The sequence below is a fragment of the Luteibacter sp. TLI7-4A genome (assembly GCF_056754745.1).
The window spans coordinates 309911-328588 of sequence record NZ_JBPGWO010000001.1; the positions used below are offsets into that span (position 1 = coordinate 309911).

Annotated in this window: 16 protein-coding genes; 9 read left to right on the forward strand and 7 right to left on the reverse strand. The window is 63.3% G+C overall.

Features of this window, described 5'->3' with window-relative positions:
• Nucleotides 1–4: 4 nt before the first annotated feature.
• A complete protein-coding gene (gene hutU, locus ACR9Y6_RS01470; protein ID WP_481279672.1) occupies nt 5–1678 on the forward strand; it encodes a urocanate hydratase in 1674 nt (557 codons plus the stop codon).
• A 255-nt stretch (nt 1679–1933) separates the two neighbouring features.
• Here the strand turns inward: hutU and msrA are convergent, their stop codons facing one another.
• Nucleotides 1934–2605: a peptide-methionine (S)-S-oxide reductase MsrA gene (msrA, locus tag ACR9Y6_RS01475; RefSeq protein WP_481279673.1), complete on the reverse strand. Its 672-nt coding sequence runs from the start codon at nt 2603–2605 to the stop codon at nt 1934–1936.
• Between the two features lie 161 nt (nt 2606–2766).
• On the opposite strand from msrA, the gene ACR9Y6_RS01480 reads away from it, so the two are divergent.
• Together ACR9Y6_RS01480 and ACR9Y6_RS01485 are read left to right on the forward strand one after the other, a co-directional pair.
• Nucleotides 2767–3984: an HD-GYP domain-containing protein gene (locus ACR9Y6_RS01480; protein WP_481279674.1), complete on the forward strand. Its 1218-nt coding sequence runs from the start codon at nt 2767–2769 to the stop codon at nt 3982–3984.
• Nucleotides 3981–5234, forward strand: coding sequence for a putative bifunctional diguanylate cyclase/phosphodiesterase (locus ACR9Y6_RS01485; RefSeq protein WP_481279675.1), 1254 nt, complete (start codon nt 3981–3983; stop codon nt 5232–5234). The genes ACR9Y6_RS01480 and ACR9Y6_RS01485 overlap by 4 nt, the downstream gene beginning before the upstream one ends.
• A gap of 17 nt (nt 5235–5251) precedes the next feature.
• Here the strand turns inward: ACR9Y6_RS01485 and coaE are convergent, their stop codons facing one another.
• The 4 genes from coaE to pilB all read right to left on the reverse strand — a co-directional run bounded on the left by coaE (nt 5252) and on the right by pilB (nt 9942).
• Nucleotides 5252–5854 (reverse strand): dephospho-CoA kinase, encoded by a 603-nt coding sequence (gene coaE, locus ACR9Y6_RS01490; protein ID WP_481279676.1) that lies wholly within the window; start codon nt 5852–5854, stop codon nt 5252–5254.
• Complete coding sequence (locus tag ACR9Y6_RS01495; protein ID WP_481279677.1) at nt 5851–6720, reverse strand: prepilin peptidase; 870 nt, start codon at nt 6718–6720, stop codon at nt 5851–5853. Before ACR9Y6_RS01495 ends, coaE begins: the two co-directional genes overlap by 4 nt.
• 80 nt (nt 6721–6800) lie before the next feature.
• A complete protein-coding gene (locus ACR9Y6_RS01500) occupies nt 6801–8066 on the reverse strand; it encodes a type II secretion system F family protein (protein WP_306850204.1) in 1266 nt (421 codons plus the stop codon).
• A 148-nt stretch (nt 8067–8214) separates the two neighbouring features.
• Nucleotides 8215–9942, reverse strand: coding sequence for a type IV-A pilus assembly ATPase PilB (pilB, locus tag ACR9Y6_RS01505; protein ID WP_481279678.1), 1728 nt, complete (start codon nt 9940–9942; stop codon nt 8215–8217).
• A 194-nt stretch (nt 9943–10136) separates the two neighbouring features.
• On the opposite strand from pilB, the gene ACR9Y6_RS01510 reads away from it, so the two are divergent.
• The 6 genes from ACR9Y6_RS01510 to ACR9Y6_RS01535 are packed head-to-tail and all read left to right on the forward strand — an operon-like array spanning nt 10137 to nt 16469.
• Nucleotides 10137–11537 (forward strand): MBOAT family O-acyltransferase, encoded by a 1401-nt coding sequence (locus tag ACR9Y6_RS01510; protein WP_481279679.1) that lies wholly within the window; start codon nt 10137–10139, stop codon nt 11535–11537.
• Nucleotides 11512–12648: a hypothetical protein gene (locus ACR9Y6_RS01515; RefSeq protein ID WP_481279680.1), complete on the forward strand. Its 1137-nt coding sequence runs from the start codon at nt 11512–11514 to the stop codon at nt 12646–12648. Before ACR9Y6_RS01510 ends, ACR9Y6_RS01515 begins: the two co-directional genes overlap by 26 nt.
• Before the next feature lie 13 nt (nt 12649–12661).
• Nucleotides 12662–13516 (forward strand): glycosyltransferase family 2 protein, encoded by an 855-nt coding sequence (locus ACR9Y6_RS01520; RefSeq protein ID WP_481279681.1) that lies wholly within the window; start codon nt 12662–12664, stop codon nt 13514–13516.
• Between the two features lie 5 nt (nt 13517–13521).
• Nucleotides 13522–14754, forward strand: a complete 1233-nt coding sequence (locus tag ACR9Y6_RS01525; protein ID WP_481279682.1) for a glycosyltransferase — start codon at nt 13522–13524, stop codon at nt 14752–14754.
• Complete coding sequence (gene galE, locus ACR9Y6_RS01530; protein ID WP_481279683.1) at nt 14751–15722, forward strand: UDP-glucose 4-epimerase GalE; 972 nt, start codon at nt 14751–14753, stop codon at nt 15720–15722. The genes ACR9Y6_RS01525 and galE overlap by 4 nt, the downstream gene beginning before the upstream one ends.
• Before the next feature lie 9 nt (nt 15723–15731).
• On the forward strand, nt 15732–16469 hold the full coding sequence (locus ACR9Y6_RS01535) for a class I SAM-dependent methyltransferase (protein WP_481279684.1): 738 nt from the start codon (nt 15732–15734) through the stop codon (nt 16467–16469).
• Here ACR9Y6_RS01535 and ACR9Y6_RS01540 read toward each other — a convergent pair.
• Nucleotides 16466–17575, reverse strand: a complete 1110-nt coding sequence (locus tag ACR9Y6_RS01540; protein ID WP_481279685.1) for a glycosyltransferase — start codon at nt 17573–17575, stop codon at nt 16466–16468. The two genes, ACR9Y6_RS01535 and ACR9Y6_RS01540, sit on opposite strands and share 4 nt — an antisense overlap.
• A gap of 5 nt (nt 17576–17580) precedes the next feature.
• Entirely contained in the window at nt 17581–18666 is a 1086-nt protein-coding gene (gene glf / locus ACR9Y6_RS01545) for a UDP-galactopyranose mutase (RefSeq protein ID WP_481279686.1), read from the reverse strand.
• Nucleotides 18667–18678: the final 12 nt, after the last annotated feature.

The window sequence follows — 18678 nt, forward strand, 5'->3', positions numbered from 1 at the left end:
CCCGATGACCGCAGTCACGCGCATCGACACCACCCGCACCGTCCGTGCCCCGCGCGGCAGCGAACTGACCTGCCGCAGCTGGCTGACGGAGGCACCGTTCCGCATGCTGCAGAACAACCTCGATCCGGAGGTCGCCGAGAATCCGGCGGAACTGGTGGTGTACGGCGGCATCGGCCGCGCCGCGCGCAACTGGGAATGCTTCGACGCCATCCTGCGCAGCCTGCGCGACCTGCGCGACGACGAGACGCTGCTGGTGCAGTCGGGCAAGCCCGTGGGCGTGTTCCCCTCGCACCCGGATGCGCCGCGCGTGCTCATCGCCAATTCCAACCTCGTGCCGGCATGGGCGAACTGGGAGCACTTCAACGAGCTCGATCGCAAGGGCTTGATGATGTACGGCCAGATGACCGCGGGCTCGTGGATCTACATCGGTTCGCAGGGCATCGTGCAAGGCACCTACGAGACCTTCGTGGAGATGGGTCGCCAGCATTACGGCGGCAGCCTCGCCGGTCGCTGGATCCTCACCGCCGGCCTGGGTGGCATGGGTGGCGCGCAGCCACTGGCCGCGAGCTTGGCCGGGGCATCGTCGCTCACCATCGAGTGCCAGCAGAGCCGCATCGATTTCCGGCTGAAGACGCGCTATGTCGACGAGCAGGCCACCGACCTGGACGACGCCCTGGCGCGCCTCGCCCGATATGCGAAGGAAGGACGCGCCGTTTCCGTGGCGCTGCTCGGCAATGCCGCCGACGTGCTTCCCGAGCTGGTCCGTCGCGGCGTGCGTCCGGACGCCGTCACCGACCAGACCAGCGCGCACGATCCGGTCAACGGCTACCTGCCTTCCGGTTGGACGGTGGAGGAGTGGTTCGAGCGGCGCAAGTCCGACCCCGCCGGTACCTCGCGGGCGGCGAAGGCCTCCATGCGCAAGCACGTGGAAGCGATGCTCGCGTTCCATGCGATGGGCGTGCCGACGTTCGACTACGGCAACAACATCCGCCAGATGGCCAAGGACGAGGGCCTGGCCGAGGCATTCGCCTTCCCCGGTTTCGTGCCCGCGTTCGTCCGCCCGTTGTTCTGCCGCGGCGTGGGCCCGTTCCGCTGGGTGGCGCTGTCGGGCGACCCGGAGGACATCTACAAGACCGACGCCAAGGTGAAGGAACTGATTCCTGACGACCCGCACCTGCACCGCTGGCTGGACATGGCGCGCGAGCGGATCAGCTTCCAGGGCTTGCCGGCGCGCATTTGCTGGGTAGGCCTGGGCCAGCGCCACCGCCTCGGGCTGGCCTTCAACGAGATGGTCCGCAACGGCGAGCTGAAGGCGCCGGTGGTCATCGGCCGCGATCACCTGGATTCCGGATCGGTGGCCAGCCCGAACCGCGAGACCGAGGCGATGCGCGATGGCAGCGACGCCGTCAGCGACTGGCCGCTGCTCAACGCCATGCTCAACGTGGCCGGCGGCGCGACCTGGGTGAGCCTGCACCATGGCGGTGGCGTGGGCATGGGTTACAGCCAGCACAGCGGCGTGGTGATCGTCTGCGACGGTAGCGAGGCGGCGGACAAGCGGCTCGCACGGGTGCTGTGGAACGATCCGGGGACCGGCGTGATGCGGCATGCGGATGCGGGGTATGAGGAGGCGATCGGCTGTGCGCGGGAGCAGGGGCTGAACTTGCCGATGGTGGGGTGAGGGCGTCGACGTCGATGGGGTGAGGACATCGCCGCTGAAGCGGCTCCCACAAGAGCATCGCCGACAGGGTCGGCTCCCACCAGGGCCAGGAGCATCGCCGACTGGCCGGCTTCCACCGAAGCCGAGGCTGCATGCTTTGGTGGGAGCCGACCCTGTCGGCGATTCAACCTTGCGGAACCCACCCTGTCCGCGATGCCCTTGTGGGAGCCGCTTCAGCGGCGATCCGGGTCCGCCTCAACGCCCGCCAGTCTCGCCTCAGCGCCCGTTAGCCCAGCCAGCCACATACCGCTGCGGATACAGCCGCTGCAGCGCCAGCACCTTCGGCCGGTCGTTCACCACGATGTACATCGCATCCGGGTTCAGCCGCATGTAGTCCTGGTGATAATCCTCGGCGAGATAGAACGCCTTCAGCGGCGTCACCTCGGTCACGATCGGCGCCGCAAACGCATGCGCCGCGGTGAGCTGGGCCACGTACGCCTCGGCCACCTTCTTCTGCTCCGGCGTGGCATAGAAGACCGCCGAACGATACTGCGTGCCCACATCCGGCCCCTGGCGGTTCAGCAGGGTCGGGTCCTGGGCCACGGAGAAGAACACCTGCAATAACTGGCCATAGGTGACCTGGGCGGGGTCGTACACCACCCGCACGGATTCCGCATGGCCGGTGTCCCCGTCACTGACATCGTCGTAGTTCGCGTGGGCGGCGTCGCCACCGGCGTAACCGGCGCGCACGCTCTTCACGCCGCGCACGTGCTGGAACACCCCTTCGACACCCCAGAAACAGCCACCGGCGAACACGGCGGTGGCCTCGCCGGTGGCCGGCGAGGCATCGATGGTGGGGGCGGGCAGGGGAACACCTTCCTCCCGGGCCGAGGCGGCCGTACAGGCGGTGAGGGCGAGGAACAGGACGGGAAGCAAGGGACGGCGCATGGCGATCTCCGAGGGAGGTGTGGGCCTGCCTATAGGACCGGGGATACACCCTTTACCTCACAGGCGGCTACAGGATTCCGTGAAGCTGCCGCTAACCGTTGGATCACCGTGCGTGGGCGGCCGCCGCATGGGAACGCAGTGGCTCGGAAGGGGGCAGGAGAGTGGCGTACGACCTGGTGGAGAGACGCGTGTTCGTGGCCGATCTGGAGGTCGGCATGTACGTGAGCCGTCTCGATTGCGAATGGTCCGATACGCCGTTCCCGTTGCAGGGCCTGCCGATCGCCTCGCGGGCCGACATCGACCGCCTGAGCCGGTTCTGCAAGTACGTCTTCGTGGACATGCACCGGCGTGTCACGCCCGCGCGCGTCGTGCCCGTCGTGGCGCCCCGGCCCGCACTGAACCCTCGCCTGGTCGCTCGCCACAGCTATACGGACACGGTGCCGTTCGACGAGGAACTGCCGCGGGCCCGCGAGGCGTTCGACGGCATGTCACGCTTCGCCGAACGATTGGTGGACGACATCCACGGCGGCCGGGCGATCGAGCCGGGCGCGGTGGAAGAGGCCGTACGGCCGATGGTCGCCAGCGTACTGCGCAGTGGCGACGCCTTCTTCTGGATCGAGAGCCTGCGCCAGCGCGACAGCTACACCTACCAGCACGCCGTCGCCTGCAGCACGCTGGCGGCGGCGTTCGGCAGGCACATGGGATTCGCTGGCGAGGCCATCGTCAGTCTCGCCGCGGGAGGCCTGCTGATGGACGTGGGCAAGGCCCAGCTGCCCGATGAGCTGCTCGGACGCGGCGGCCCGTTGAGCGACGAGGAATGGGAACTGACTCGCCAGCACGTGAGCGAGGGCATGGCCATCCTCGACCACGCCGGCGTCAGCGACCCCGAGGTGCGCGACATGGTGCTGACCCACCACGAACGCTTCGATGGCAGCGGTTATCCCGCGGGCCTCGCCGGCACCGCCATCCCCCTGTCCGGCCGGATGGCCGCGATCATCGACACCTACCACGCGATGTCCACGCCGCGTCCCTACCGCCCGGCCGTCTCCCGGCACCTCGCCCTCCGCCAGCTGTACGCAGGCCGTGACCGCGAGTTCCAGGGCGAGCTGGTGGAACAGTTCCAGGCCTGCATGGGGGTCTATCCGACAGGCTCGCTGGTGGAGTTGAACACGGGCGAGGTCGCGATCGTCATGATGCAGAACCAGGCGCGCCGCCTGCAGCCCCGCGTGGCTATCCTTACGCGAAAGGACAAGGCAGCGCTCGAGGAATTCCTTATCATCGATCTCATGAACCAATCGGACAGCATCCGCCGTGAGATCCTGCGTACCTTGCCCGCGGGCAGCCATGGAATCGACCCCCGGGAGTATTTCGTCCAATGAGCGAGCGGCGTGCCGACATCCTGCCTGCGGTGCAGGTCATCCTCGACCGGGTGGTCCCCGATTCGGGATGGCGCGCCGTGCTCGTCGTGCGGTTGCAGGGCATGCGCGAGGCGCAGCTCCGCTTCGGCTACGACTTCGGCAATGCCATCATGCTGGCCGCCCGCGAGCGCCTGGTGGAGGCGGTTCGCCATGTGGATACGGTCTTCGTCGCCGGTGACGACAGCTTCGTGGTGGTGCTGCCCTCGGTACGCAACCGCACCCATGCGCTGCTGGCGGCCACGCGCATCGTAGGTGCCTTCGACACGCCCCTGTTGCGCGGCGAGCGCCCCTGGCACGGACGGCCCGTGGTCGGCGTGGCGGTGCATCCCGAACACGGCACCTCCGCGGAGCTGCTCTATCGCCGCGCCGAACTGGCCCATGACGAAGCACAGCGCGTGGGCGAGCCGTTCGCGCTTTACCAGCCCGACGCCACGCCCGTGGAGATCCTCTACGGCGAACTCCGCGAAGACATCGAGGCCAATCGCCTGCACGTGGCCTTCCAGCCACTTCGCGACCTGCGCTCCGGCGAGGTGGTGCGGGTGGAGTCGCTTTCCCGTTGGACCACGACCGCCCAGATCCACGTGGCACCTGCCGATTTCGTGCAATTCGCCGAGCGCAGCGACCTGATCGTGCCGCTGACCCGTTGGAGTCTCAACGCCTCGCTGCGCCATGCCGCGGCGCTGCACCGTGGCGGCTGTCCGCTGGACGTCGCGATCAACCTGTCGCCGCGCGTGTTCGCGGAGCAGGGTTTCGCGGAACAGATGATCGGCGCCATGGACATCTGGGGCGTGCCACCGGAAGCGGTGATCGTCGAGATCACGGAAACGGCCCTGCTCACCGACCTGGACATGAGCGTGCGTGTATTGCGCTCCCTGCGCGACCGCGGCGTGCGCGTGGCCATCGACGATTTCGGCACCGGCTATGCGTCGTTCGCCTACCTGCGGCACTTCCCGGCCACCGAGCTGAAGATCGACCGCACCTTCGTCGACGCCATGAACACCGACCGCCGTACCGAACTGCTGGTGCAGGCCATGGTCGACGTGGCCCACCGCCTGGGCATGGAGGCGGTGGCCGAGGGCGTGGAGAACGAAGAGACCCTGCTGCGACTGGTCGAGATGGACTGCGACCTGGTGCAGGGCTACCACATCGGCCAGCCGGTGCGGGCCGACGACTTCGTCGCGGAACGGCTGGCGGCGGCTTCGCTGGTGTAACGGACGGGGGCGCGGGGTCAGGCGGCCAGTTCGCGGTAACGCCGGTCCAGCGCCGCCACCTTCGCGTCCAGCGCCGCTTCATCGCCATCGTTGACGATCACGTCGTCGGCGATGGCCAGGCGTCGCTCGCGGGACGCCTGCGCCTGGATCATTTTCGTGGCGAGGCTGGCGTCGATGCCATCGCGGCGGGTCAGCCGCTCGACCTGCACGTCCTCGGGCGCATCCACCACCAGCACGCGATCCACCCACGCGTAGTGCTCGCGGTTCTCCACGAGCAGGGGGATCGAGAGGATGCAGTACGGCCCGCGATCGGCCGCCACGGCATCGCGCAGCCAGGTGCGGATGCGTGGGTGAAGGATGCCTTCCAACGTCGCGCGTGCGGAAGGATCGTCGAAGACGCGCTGGCGCATCGCCGCGCGGTCGAGTCTTCCTTCGGCGTCCAGCGCCCCCGAACCGAACGTCCGCGCCACTTCGGCCAACGCCTCGGAACCGGGCTCGACCACCGCCCGCGCCGCCACGTCGGCGTCGTAGGCATGGATGCCGCGTGCCTCGAAACGCCGTTCCACGGCGCTCTTGCCCGAGGCGATACCGCCGGTCAGCGCGACGACGAAGCCGCTCATTGCAGGCCGGTGAAGCGCACGTAGGCGGCGAGCAGCCGATCGCCCGCCAGGAACCAGACCCAGCCCGCCGCGGCGATATACGGGCCGAAGGGGATCGGCACGTCGCGCTGATGGTTGCGGAACAGCATGAGGCCGCCGCCGACCAGGGCGCCGATCAGCGAGGACAGCATGATGACCGGTAGCAGCGACACCGGGCCCATCCACGCGCCCAGCGCGGCCAGCAGCTTGAAATCGCCGTGGCCCATGCCTTCCTTGCCGGTGAGCAGCTTGAACAGCCAGTACACGCTCCACAGGCTGAGGTATCCGATCAACGCGCCAAGGATCGCCGACGAGGGTTCCACGGGCAGCGGCTGCCACGCCGGGATCAGGGTGAGCCCGAGGCCGATCCAGAGCAGGGGATAGGTCAGTTCGTCCGGCAACAGTTGGGTACGGACGTCGATGCCGGACAGGGCGATGAGGAAGAAGGTGAACAGCAGGCCGGCGAGGGCGGCCGGCGTCGGTCCGAAGTGCCAGACCACCAGGGCGCTGGCGACTCCCGTGAAGAGTTCCACCAGCGGGTACTGCGCCGAGATCTTCGTACCGCAATAGCGGCAGCGCCCACGCAGGAACAACCAGCCGAACAGGGGGATGTTGTCGTGGGCGGCGAGGCGATGCTTGCACTGCGGGCAGTGCGAGGCTTCGAGCGCGATGCCCGGCGGCTTGGGTTCGTCGACTGGATCGAGCGCCAGGACGTCCCGCGCCTGCTTGCGCCACTCCCACTCCATGCGCGGCGGCGTGCGCAGGATGACCACGTTGAGGAAGCTGCCCACGAGCAGGCCGAAGACGGCGGCGAAGGTGATCCAGAGGGCGATGGGTAAGTCGGGCATGGGCTCGGCCGTGGGTTAAGAAAAACCCCTCGCCCGCGAGGACGAAGGGTTCGTATTGTGCCTTGCCTGAACGATCGGGGTCAGACGGTGCCGGCGAGCTTGAAGATGGGGAGGTAGAGGGAGATGACCATGCCGCCGACGAGTACGCCGAGAATGATCATGATGAACGGCTCGAGCAGGCTGCTCAGCGTATCCACCGCCGTGTTGACCTCTTCCTCGTAGAACTCGGCCACCTTGAACAGCATGGAATCCAGTGAGCCGGATTCCTCGCCGATGGCCGTCATCTGTACCACCATGTTGGGGAACAGGTTGGTCTGTCGCATGGACAACTGAAGCTGATGGCCTACGGCGATGTCGTCACGCATCTGCTTCACGGCCTCGCCGTAGACGATGCTGCCGGTCGCCCCCGCAACCGCGTCCAGGGCCTCCACCAGCGGGACGCCTGCATGGAAGGTCACGCCGAGGGTGCGGGCAAAGCGGGCTATGGCGGATTTATGCAGGAGGTCGCCGATCACGGGGATACGCAGTGAAACGCGGTCGAGAAAATGCGCGAATTTCTGCGATCGTTTCTTGAAGAAGATCAATGCGGCGACCGAGCCGACGATGCTGCCGATCACGACCCACCAGTACGACTGCATGAACTTCGAAGCGGCCACGACGAACTGGGTCGGGGCGGGCAGTTCGGCCTTGGCTTCCGCGAAGGTCTGCTGGAAGACAGGCACCACGAAGAGCAACAGGATCATCGAAACCAGAAGCGCGACCACGAGCACCATGATCGGGTAGAAGAGTGCCTTCTTGATCTTGGACTTGATGCTTTCCATGCGCTCTTTGTAGGTCGCCACCGTATCGAGCACCGTGTCGAGCACACCCGCCGATTCGCCGGCGTGCACCAGGTTCCGGTACAGCTCGTCGAACTGCACCGGGTACTGCGCGAGGGCTTCGTGCAGGGAGGCGCCGCCTTCGATGCCGTTCTTCACATCGTTCAGCATGTTCTTGAAGCGGACATTCTTCTGGCCGTTCGCGATGATGTCGAAGGCCTGCACCATGGGTACGCCCGAGGCCATCATGGTGGCGATCTGACGGCTGAAGATCGCCACGTCCCGGGGCTTGACCGAACTTCCGGATGCTCCGAACAGGGGCTTGGCCCTTTCGCGTACGGTCTGCGGGTTCATTCCCTGGCGGCGCAATTCCGCTTTGACCAGGGCGGCATTCTTGGCCTGCATCTCCCCCTTCATGCGCTTGCCGCGCTTGTCCAGGGCGACCCATTCGTACATGACCAGCTTGTTGACTTCGGCGCGCGCGACGCCAATGGCGCGTGCGTTCTTCGTGGCGGTGGCGGTAGCCATGACGCGGTGTTCCCCCCGGATTGATGCTTCAGTAGGCCGCCCCGTCCGGGCCGGCCCCTGTTCTTATTCTAGTGTGACCGCTAGGCCGCGTCCCTTTCTGCCGCCTGGCGCACATCTTCACGTGTCGCAGGCGGTGTCGAGACCCGGATCAGTCCTTGGTGACGCGGTTGATCTCGGCCAGGCTGGTGACGCCGTTCCTTACCTTGAGCAGGGCCGAAGCGCGCAGGTCGTTGATGCCCGCCATACGGGCAGCCTCGGCGATCTGCATGGCGTTGCCGCCCTCCAGGACGATTTTCTGGATTTCCTCGGCCATGGGCATGACCTGGTAAATGCCCACGCGGCCTTTGTAACCCTCGTTGCAGCTGTCGCAGCCAACGGCCTCGTAGATGGTGATGCCCTGGTCGACTTCTTCCTGCGTGAAACCTTCCGCCAGGAGGGCCGCGGCAGGCAGCTGGATGGCCCGCTTGCAGTCGTGAAGGCGCCGCGCCAGGCGCTGGGCGATGATCAGGGTGACCGACGAGGTGATGTTGTAGGGCGCGATGCCCATGTTCATCAGGCGAGCGATCGTCTGCGGGGCATCGTTGGTGTGCAGGGTGGAGAGCACCATATGGCCGGTCTGGGCCGCCTTGATCGCGATCTCGGCGGTCTCCAGGTCGCGGATTTCGCCGACCATGATCACGTCCGGATCCTGGCGCAGGAAGGAGCGCAACGCCGCGGCGAAGGTCATGCCGCGCTTGGTGTTCTGCTGGACCTGGTTGATGCCTTCGACGCGGATTTCCACCGGGTCTTCCACCGTGGAGATGTTGCGGCCCTCGGTGTTGAGGATGTTCAGGGCGGTGTACAGCGATACGGTTTTACCTGAGCCGGTCGGACCGGTCACCAGGACCATGCCGTAAGGTTTTTCGATCGCGTCCAGATACAGCTTCTTCTGGAAGTCCTCGTAGCCGAGCTTGTCGATGCCCAGCTTGGCCGAGGAGCCGTCCAGGATACGCAGCACGATCTTCTCGCCGAACAAGGTCGGCAGGGTGCTGACGCGGAAGTCGATGGCACGGGTCTTGGTCAGGTTGAGCTTGATGCGGCCGTCCTGCGGGACGCGGCGCTCGGCGATGTCCAGGCCGCTCATGACCTTCAGGCGCGAGGCGATACGGTTGCCCAACTTGATCGGGGCGGTGGCGACCACGCGCAGGATGCCGTCCATGCGCAGGCGGACGCGATAGACCGCCTCGAAGGGCTCGAAGTGGATGTCGGAGGCGCCGCGCTTGATGGCGTCGACCAGGATCTTGTTGACGAACTTGACGACGGGGGCGTCGTCATTGGCGTTGGCATCGATGCCGGTGGTGCCCTCGCCCTCGTCGTCGCCGGACTCCAGGACCAGCTCGTCCAGCCCTCCGTCCGCGAAACCGGGGACATTGGCACTCATGGCCGAAAGGGCGGTATCGATGATCCGGCGCAGCTGGCCGCGCTCGACCAGCACCGGCTCGACCATGTGGTTCGAGTGGAACTTGATCTCGTCCAGCGCGTGGGACTGCATCGGATCGGCGATGCCCACGAACAGGCGCTTGCCGCGCTTGAACAGGGGCAGGGCCTGGTGCTTGGTGATCAGGGCCTCGGTGACGAGGTCCAGGGGCATGTTGGCGGGGGCCATGCCGCCGATGTCCATCAGGGGCATGCCGAATTCGGCCGAGGCCACCTGGGACAGCTTCGGGCTGTCGACGAGGTTGTGGTCGACCAACCAGGCGGAGAGCGAGACGCGCTTGTCCGCGGCATCCTGCACGGCCTTGCGCACGTCGGCTTCGGGCAGCACGTTCTCGGTGACGAGGCGGCGTGCCATGCCGGTAAGACCCGCCAGGATCGGCGTATGCATTTGTGAAGCCATGAAGGACCCGTTTCCCCGAGATACGCGGCTGAATCTACTCCAGAATGTGGCATTGGTCACGCCAGCGCCGGGGGAAACAGAGCCGCACTCTCGTGAAGGGCGTGAATTCCGGTAGGATTCAGCGGCGCGAGTCCTTCCAAGAGGCCGCGAAGAGCTGGCCTTCAGAGGCGGCGGGCTGAATCCGGGGACCCTGCGTGCTATTCAATTCCTTGAGCTTCCTCGTGTTCTTTGGGGTCGTTTTTCTCATTTTTCTGTCGCTCAAGTCATGGCCGGCTCGGAAGGCGATGCTGCTTGTCGCGAGTTATATCTTTTACGCTGCCTGGAACCCACCCTACCTGCTGATCCTGATGTTCTCGACGGCTCTGGATTGGTGGCTGGCCCGCCTCATCTGGCGAGAGAGCCGTGGTGGTCGTCGGCGGACACTCCTGATCGTCAGCCTGGTTGCCAACCTGTCATTGCTTGGATTCTTCAAGTATGGCGACTTCGCCCTGCAGAACTCTCAAGCACTACTCGCGCTCGCAGGAATCGCCTATCGACCGCCTGGTTGGGACATCGTTTTGCCGGTCGGCATCTCGTTCTATACGTTCGCGTCGCTGTCTTACACGATAGACGTGTATCGGCGCGAGATCGAGGCAGATACACCTTTGCTGGATTACGCGCTTTTCGTGGCCTTTTTTCCGCATCTGGTGGCTGGCCCGATCGTGCGGGCAAAGGCGCTCCTGCCACAGATCGCCTTGCCCAGGGAGCTACGCCTGGATCAGATCGGATGGGGGCTCACCCTTGTGATGATCGGATTATTCTGCAAGAGCGTACTGGCGGACGCATTGCTTGCGCCCGTTGTCGATGAAGTATTCGGTTCGCCGCTCAACCATCCCGGGATGGAAGCCGTTGCGGGTATCGCCGGATTTGCTGGCCAGATCTATTTCGACTTCGGTGGTTACTCGCTGTGCGCTATCGGCCTGGCCTTATGTTTTGGATTCGCGTTTCCCGACAACTTTCGATTTCCCTACGCAGCCCGCGGCTTCTCTGATTTCTGGCGACGCTGGCACATCTCCCTGTCGACCTGGCTCCGCGATTATCTGTATATCCCTTTGGGGGGGAATCGCGGTGGTGAATGGGCGACTTGCCGTAACCTGATGGTCACCATGCTCCTGGGTGGTCTCTGGCATGGGGCTTCCTGGATGTTTGTCGCGTGGGGGGCGCTTCATGGCGGGTTCCTCGTCCTGGAGCGCATCGCGAGGACAAGGTGGCCCAACTGGTTTGCCTCGCGAGGTTCAGACACGGTCCTCACCGTCGTGACCTTTCTCTGTGTCTGTCTCGCGTGGATACCATTCAGGGCACCCGATGCGGCGACGTGCGTCCAGCTTCTGTCCTCTGTCTTGCGGCCCGGCGCCGCGTCTGCGGAGGGATGGATGGCGTTGGTCATCGTCGCGGTGGCGGTGGCCTGGCAGTGGCGGGTGCGCGATGCCACGTGGGAACAAATAGCGTCGACCTGGTCCGAAGGCGCTCGTGCGGCGATTGCGGGATGTTGCATGATCGGGGTGTTCCTCGCCTCCGGAGGAGACGACCGTGCGTTCATCTATTTCCAATTCTGATATCAATCTGACGCGCAGAGATACGCCGCAGGGGCGTTGGCTCTTGCCTTTCGTGGTTTCTATTGGATTGCTGATCCTCGTGGTTGGCGGTATGGAATGGACGCTGGCACGACGCGGGTTCAAGCCTACCGTCGTGGACTCCGCGGAACGTTGGGGAAAGGAGCGTGATCGCGCCAGGTCGCTCGGCCAGCGCGCGCTCATCCTCGTGGGGGCTTCCAGAGCGCAACTCGATATCGACCTCGCCGCCTTGGGTCGCGATACTGGAAAGACTCCGGTACAGCTCGCTATCGACGGAAGCTCCTTCGTTCCCGTATTGGCTGATCTTGCCGCCGACGAACAAGTAACGGGTACCGTACTCGTTGATTATCAGGACGCTAATCTGGTGTGGCGCGACCACGAGGCGCCCGCATTGTCATATGTGGATCACTGGATACAGGCGAGCCGGCGCCCGACCTCGTTCGGGTTTGCGAGTTCGGAATCGGCACTCGCCGCCATCCGTCAACGATTCATGAGGTCGTATGCGGATGGCGCGGGGCCCTTCGCGGCTCTGGCGCATCGCACCCTCGCACCCCGGGCGGTGCCGCAATACCTGGTGACACTGCCGTCCCGGGAGCGTGAGGCGGATTACAGTCTTGTACCCATGCCCGCGTTCTATTTCAGTCGTGCCATGCGTAACGCAGGTCTTGACGAACAGCCCATCGGGAACGATCCCGCTGCCTTCGAAGCGGTGCTTGGAGCACGTATAAAAGCTTTGCCACGGGCACCGCTGACCGATTTCGAGGACAATGCACGGGCTGTCGGCCGAATGGTTTCGAGGATCGAAGCCCGCGGCGGTAGCGTGGTGTTCGTGATGTTTCCAAAGACGGGACTGGTGAAGGAGGCGGACGAGATCCGTTTCCCCCGGGGTCTATTCTGGAATCGACTATTGTCCCTTGCGGGACATAAAGGGCTTTATTTCTCGGATGTGCCGGCGTTAGCGGCATTCCAGTGTCCCGACGGATCCCATCTTGACGTGAAAGACCGCCTCTCGTTCACCCATGCTCTGGCGGCTGCGTTGCTGGCGCGTGGGTGGGCTGGGAGAAGACACCATGACGACGTGAGCCAACCATGACCGGGAGTTTCTGTTGAGCCGTGTAAGCATCATCATTCCAGCGAAAAACGAAGCCTCAGCCCTGGGCACGCTTCTGCCACGCATACGGGCATCGCATCCGCATGCGGAGGTTCTCGTCATGGATGACGGATCGACTGACGAAACCCGGACGGTCTGCGCGCAAATAGGCGTGACCTGCATTTCCTCACCCTATTCGATGGGCAATGGCGCAGCCATCAAGCGCGGGGCGCGCGCAGCCGGAGGAGACATACTCGTCTTCATGGACGGTGATGGTCAGCACGATCCCGCTGACATCGAGCGCCTGATCGCCCGCCTCGAACAAGGTTATGACATGGTCGTCGGAGCCCGCGACTGGGAGAGCCAGGCGGGCGTAGGGCGAGGCGTTGCCAACACGTTCTACAATTGGCTGGCCAGCAAGATGACCGGACAGGTGGTGGCCGACCTTACTTCCGGCTTCCGTGTGGTCCGCGCGGATCGCTTCCGTGAATTCCTTCATTTGCTGCCGAACGGATTCTCGTATCCGACAACCTCCACCATGGCGTTCTTCCGCAGCGCCTATGGCGTGGCATACGAGCCCATCAAGGCTGCTCAGCGTGTTGGCAAAAGCCACATCAAGCCCCTGAAGGATGGATTGCGCTTTCTGTTGATCATATTCAAGATCGCTACACTCTACTCGCCGCTGAAGTTGTTCGTACCGGTCAGTGCTGCGTTCTTTGTGCTTGGCTGCTTCAATTACGCATTTACTTTCTTTTCGTACGGACGTCTTACCAACGGAAGTACGCTCCTGTGGAGTGCTGGTGTCATCGTGTTTCTGATCGGCTTGATTTCCGAGCAGATCACAGCGTTGACCTATCGGCACACCAATTGATCGATATGGCTTCGGAAGATTCGCTGCTGTCGCACGGTAAGCGTACCGTCTTGGTATTGGCGTCCACGTATCCGCGTTGGGCCAACGATCACGAGCCTGGCTTCGTGCACGAACTCTGCCGCCGCCTTGCGGCGACGTTCGATGTGGTGGCTGTGGTACCCGATGCTCCCAATGCCGATCCTTCGGGATTGCTCGACGGCGTGGAAGTGATCCGATATCGCTATGCGCCCAGGCGCCTCCAGACCTTGGTGAACGATGGCGGCATAGCCAGCAATCTTCGCCGTGCCGCCTGGAAATGGCTACTCGTTCCGAGTTTTGTCGTCATGCAATACGTCGCTGTGCGTCGCTTGATACGCACCAGGGAAATCCATGTCATCCATGCGCACTGGTTGATATCCCCCGGTATCGTGGCGCGCTCCATGGCTGGGCGGGGCATACCCTATGTCGTGACCTCACATGGCGGCGACTTGTTCGGCTTCCGTCAGCCTGTCTTCACGATGATCAAGCGCTGGGTGGCAAGACGTGCGGCCGCCATGAGCGTGGTAAGCGGCGCGATGCGGGACGAAGTGATGCGGTTGGAGCTTCCTGTGAACCGCCTGGAGACGATTCCTATGGGAGTCGATCTCGATGGACGTTTTTTGCCCCTCCCGGGCATGGAACGTTCCGCGTCAGAACTATTGTTCGTCGGTCGTCTGGTTGCGAAGAAGGGCTTGGTGCATTTGCTCGACGCGATGCCCGCGATTCTCGCGGCCCGTCCGGACGTCCGCCTGCGCATCGTTGGATTCGGTCCAGAGCTTGAGGCTTTGCAGAGACACGCGGAAGAACTGAATATCCGTGGGCAGGTTGTCTTCGCTGGCCCGCTGGAGCAAAGCGCGTTACCCGATCTGTACCGTCGGGCAGCCGTATTCGTCGCGCCGTTCGTGCAAGATGCGTCGGGAGACCAGGAGGGCCTGCCAGTCGCGCTGATGGAGGCTATCTCGACAGGGTGCCCATTCATTGTTGGCGATGTGCCAGGTCTGGACGATCTTCTCGGTACCTGGGCCGCTGCCTACCGCGTGGATCCGCGAGATTCAGGCGCCATGGCCACGTCTATACTGCGCTGCCTCGCCGATCCTGTCGCCGCGGAAGCTGTGGCGGCCAGGGCCCGTGAGGCGGCCCGTGAACATGTCGACTGGCATGTGGTGGCGGAGCGCTATGGGCGATTGATTTCGAACTGTATGGATGGTACGTCCCGATGAAAGCACTGGTCTGCGGAGGGGCGGGATACATTGGCTCGCACATGGTAAGGGCGCTGATGCGCGCAGGCCATGATGTGCTGGTCGTCGATAATCTTTCGACCGGGCATCGCCAGGCGATCGGCAATGCCCGGTTTGCCGCCATCGATATTTTGGACGAGAGCGGGTTGGATGCGGCGATGGCGTCATTCCATCCCGACGCGGTGTTTCATTTTGCCGCGCTTTCGATCGTTCGCGATTCCGTGGCAAACCCGCTTGCGTACTATAAAAACAATGTATCCGGAACCGTTGCCTTGCTTGAGAGCATGCGGCGGCGCGATGTTGGGCGTATCGTATTTTCGTCATCGGCCGCGGTGTATGGCATGTCGACCGCTGATCTTATCGATGAATCGCAACCACTTCGGCCTATCAATCCGTATGGCAGCACGAAGATGATCGTCGAGCGACTGCTTGAGCAGGCGGCGCACGCATACGGACTGCGCTCCGTCAGTCTTCGCTATTTCAATGCCGCAGGGGCCGATCCGGCGGGGGGCATTGGTGAGTCGCACGAGCCGGAGACGCATCTCATTCCCAACGTGCTTCGTGCCGCCGAAGGTTCGACAAGATTGCAGATATTCGGTAACGACTATGCGACGCCGGATGGCACCTGCGTTCGCGATTATGTCCATGTGAACGACCTGGCGCAGGCACACCTTGCTGCTGCCAGGTATCTCGAATCACACGAAGGGGCGCACCGGTTCAATCTCGGCACCGGTCGCGGCTGTTCGGTATTGCAGATCGTCGATGCCGTTCGCCGTATCACGGGCCGTGAGGTACCTTTCGATCTGTTGCCCCGGCGCCCCGGAGATCCGGATCGACTGGTTGCAAGGCACGTGCTTGCGGAATCCGAACTCGACTGGTGTCCGCGAATCAGTGATATCGACAGCCTGGTGGACTCCGCCTGGGGCTGGCACCTGAACCGTAAGTACTGAGACGAGCTCATGGCCAAGAAACAGCCCAAGCTGGTATTGCGCGAAGCCTGCATTGCGGACATGACCCGGAACTGGCCTCCTGGCCGCTTTCTGGAAGCGGGGGCCGGCACCGGTCATATGTCATCGATCTTCCTCCGGCGGGGGTTTTCTGGAACGGCCCACGACTTGGGTGAGAGTAGTCGGCGGATCATGCGCGAGCGCTTCGTCCATGATGATGAGCGCATGCGAATCGTGGATTCCATCGATGAGTTACCCGATGCGACGTTCGATTACTTGTTGGCTTTCGAGGTTCTCGAACATATCGAAGACGATGTCGCGGTGCTTGCGACGTGGGTTCGCAAACTACGCCCCGGTGGGCGGATCATCGTTTCGGTTCCAGCGCATCAGCGGAAATTTGGCCGGTCCGATGCCATGGTCGGCCATGTGCGGCGTTACGAACGTGCGCAGATGCGTGCCCTGCTGGAAAGCACGGGCTTCGGCGACATCCGAATCGTCAACTATGGTTGGCCTGTGACGGAACTGACCCGTGGGATTTCCAATCGTCTTATCGTCGACCGCGAGGACACATTCTCTGGATTGTCGCCGGAGCAGCGTAGCGTTCGCAGCGCGCAGGCACAGCCACGTATCATCGATCGGGTGTTGCGTGTCGTTGGCGGAAACATGTTCGTGCCGTTCACCTGGGTGCAGCGCATCTTCTATCGTTACGACCTGGGCGACGGCATCGTGGCCTGCGCGGTCCGCCGCTAACGATGGACGAGGGCCGCCAGATCTGGTTCGATCCTGGCAATGAGCGTCGTCCAGTCGTCTATGGCGACATCGACCTTCACGGGGTGCTCAAGCAAGGAAGCGACATGACTCGCCAGGGATGCCGGATTTCCAGGTTGATAAAGCGAAGCAGGATAGGCCGCGAGCAAGTCGTGCATCGCGCCGATATCGGATGCCACGATAGGCGTTCCGGTCGCAAGAATTTCGTAGGCCTTCTGTGGGAAGCAGTAGCGACCGAAAGCGGTATCCAGGATGGAAACGGTTGCCACGTCCAGCGCGCTGAAGAGCGAGGCGACACGCTCGTGCGGCAACTGGCCCAAATAATGTACACGGTCGCCGGAGGGCAAGGTCACGCTGCCATCGAGTGGACCGGCTAGTACGAGGTGAATGCGGGAATCCGCCTTTAGCACCTCCCATGCGGCGAACAATTCCCCGATGCCCTTGCTCAGGTGAAGACCTCCCGCCGTGCCCACGAGCCGAGCATTGGTGGGTAATCCTAGTTCCTTTCGGGCGAGCGCCTTGTCGCGTCGACGGAAAATCGCGCCGTCGATGGTGCTGGGCATGGCGATGATCTTTCCGGAAACACGATATCGCTCACGCACGAACTCAGCGAGCGCCGGGCTGGTGGTGGTGACCAGAGCGGCTGAACGTGTTGCGTGGCGTAAAGCGGAGACCATGCCAGGAAGCTTTGCCTGCCCGAAAGACTCAAAGTTATCGTAGAGATCGACCGCCAACGGAACGCCGAGTTTCCGAGCCAACCGCGCCGCCAGGACGATGTTGGGGATATCCGACGCACCCATCACTATGTCGGGCTGGAACGCCCGTAGCCTGGTCAGAAGCCTTCCTGGATAGGCAAGCAAAGCCGGCAACCAGGGCGCACGCACTCCACTGGAGTACAGGCGCAAGCGTCCTGGCGGCGCATCGTGCTCCCATTCGCCATCGTCCTGTCCCTGGTAACCGATGCTGCCAACGAATACGTCATGGCCTAGCAGTGCGAGCTGACGCGGAAATTCATAGAGACGAGCGTAACGGTCGTCGATGACATCCTTGCCCATGTAACGTCGCTTGCAGAGGAAGGCAATACGCATGGGGGTCAGCCAATCAGCGTCCGCGCCGCGGCCAGCGCCGCGCCGACGACCTGGTCCATGTTGTAGTAACGATACTGGGCCAGTCTGCCAACGAATGTCACGTTGGATTCCTCACGGGCCAGTACTTCGTAACGTTTGAACAACGCCTCGTTGTCGGTGCTAGGTACAGGATAATAGGGATCGCCGTCCGCCTGTGGATACTCGCGGACGATCGACGTTCCTTCGGCTTTCTGGCCAGTAAGGTGTTTGAATTCGGTGATCCGGGTAAAGGCGTGGTCATTGGGGTAGTTGACGGTACCTACCGGTTGGAAGCGGTCGTTGGATGGCAGGTATTCGTGTTCGAAACGCAGTGATCGATAAGGGAGACGGCCAAAGCAATAGCCGAAGTAGGCATCGATAGGCCCGGTGTATACAATATGGTCGGCTGCAATACGGGTGCGTGCCTCATCGAACTCGACGCCGAGTTCCACCGTGATGGATGGATGATCGAGCATGCGCTCGAACATCCGGGTATAGCCTTCGGCGGGCATCGCCTGGAAGGTGTCCGTAAAATATCGATCATCGGTGTTCGTTCGCACGGGAATGCGAGCGGCAACGCCCGCCTTCAGTTCGGAGGGATCCATGCCCCACTGCTTGCGCGTGTAGTTAAGGAAGAATTTCTCGTACAGATCGCGTCCGACGCTGTTGAGTACCACGTCCTCACTGGTAGCGACTGGCTCGCGGGGCTCGCGAACGCGTTCGAAGTACGCTGCGGCGCCTTCCTCATCAAGATCAAGATCGTATAGGCGGTTTAGGGTGTCGCGATTGATTGGAAACGGATAAGCCACGCCGTCCACTACGCCAAGGACGCGGTGTTCGTAAGGGCGCCATTCGGTGAAGCGCGAGAGGTACTGGAAGATCCGCTCGCCATTGGTATGGAAAATATGCGGCCCATAACGATGGACCAGGATGCCATGGGCATCGTACTCGTCGAAGGCGTTGCCGGCGATATGGGGGCGTCGATCGATGATATGAACGCGGTGACCCGCATCCGCTAGTTCACGTGCGACTACGGAGCCGGCGAAGCCGGCGCCAGCAATGAGGAAGTTCATGTATCTTGCCCG

Coding starts and splice junctions, on each gene's coding strand:
- hutU (WP_481279672.1), top strand. CDS start 5: ATGACCGCAGTCACGCGCATCGACACCACCCGCACCGTCCGTGCCCCG.
- ACR9Y6_RS01485 (WP_481279675.1), top strand. CDS start 3,981: ATGAGCGAGCGGCGTGCCGACATCCTGCCTGCGGTGCAGGTCATCCTC.
- ACR9Y6_RS01525 (WP_481279682.1), top strand. CDS start 13,522: ATGGCTTCGGAAGATTCGCTGCTGTCGCACGGTAAGCGTACCGTCTTG.
- galE (WP_481279683.1), top strand. CDS start 14,751: ATGAAAGCACTGGTCTGCGGAGGGGCGGGATACATTGGCTCGCACATG.
- pilB (WP_481279678.1), bottom strand. CDS start 9,942: ATGGCTTCACAAATGCATACGCCGATCCTGGCGGGTCTTACCGGCATG.
- coaE (WP_481279676.1), bottom strand. CDS start 5,854: ATGAGCGGCTTCGTCGTCGCGCTGACCGGCGGTATCGCCTCGGGCAAG.
- msrA (WP_481279673.1), bottom strand. CDS start 2,605: ATGCGCCGTCCCTTGCTTCCCGTCCTGTTCCTCGCCCTCACCGCCTGT.
- ACR9Y6_RS01500 (WP_306850204.1), bottom strand. CDS start 8,066: ATGGCTACCGCCACCGCCACGAAGAACGCACGCGCCATTGGCGTCGCG.
- ACR9Y6_RS01540 (WP_481279685.1), bottom strand. CDS start 17,575: ATGCGTATTGCCTTCCTCTGCAAGCGACGTTACATGGGCAAGGATGTC.
- glf (WP_481279686.1), bottom strand. CDS start 18,666: ATGAACTTCCTCATTGCTGGCGCCGGCTTCGCCGGCTCCGTAGTCGCA.
- ACR9Y6_RS01495 (WP_481279677.1), bottom strand. CDS start 6,720: ATGCCCGACTTACCCATCGCCCTCTGGATCACCTTCGCCGCCGTCTTC.
- ACR9Y6_RS01535 (WP_481279684.1), top strand. CDS start 15,732: ATGGCCAAGAAACAGCCCAAGCTGGTATTGCGCGAAGCCTGCATTGCG.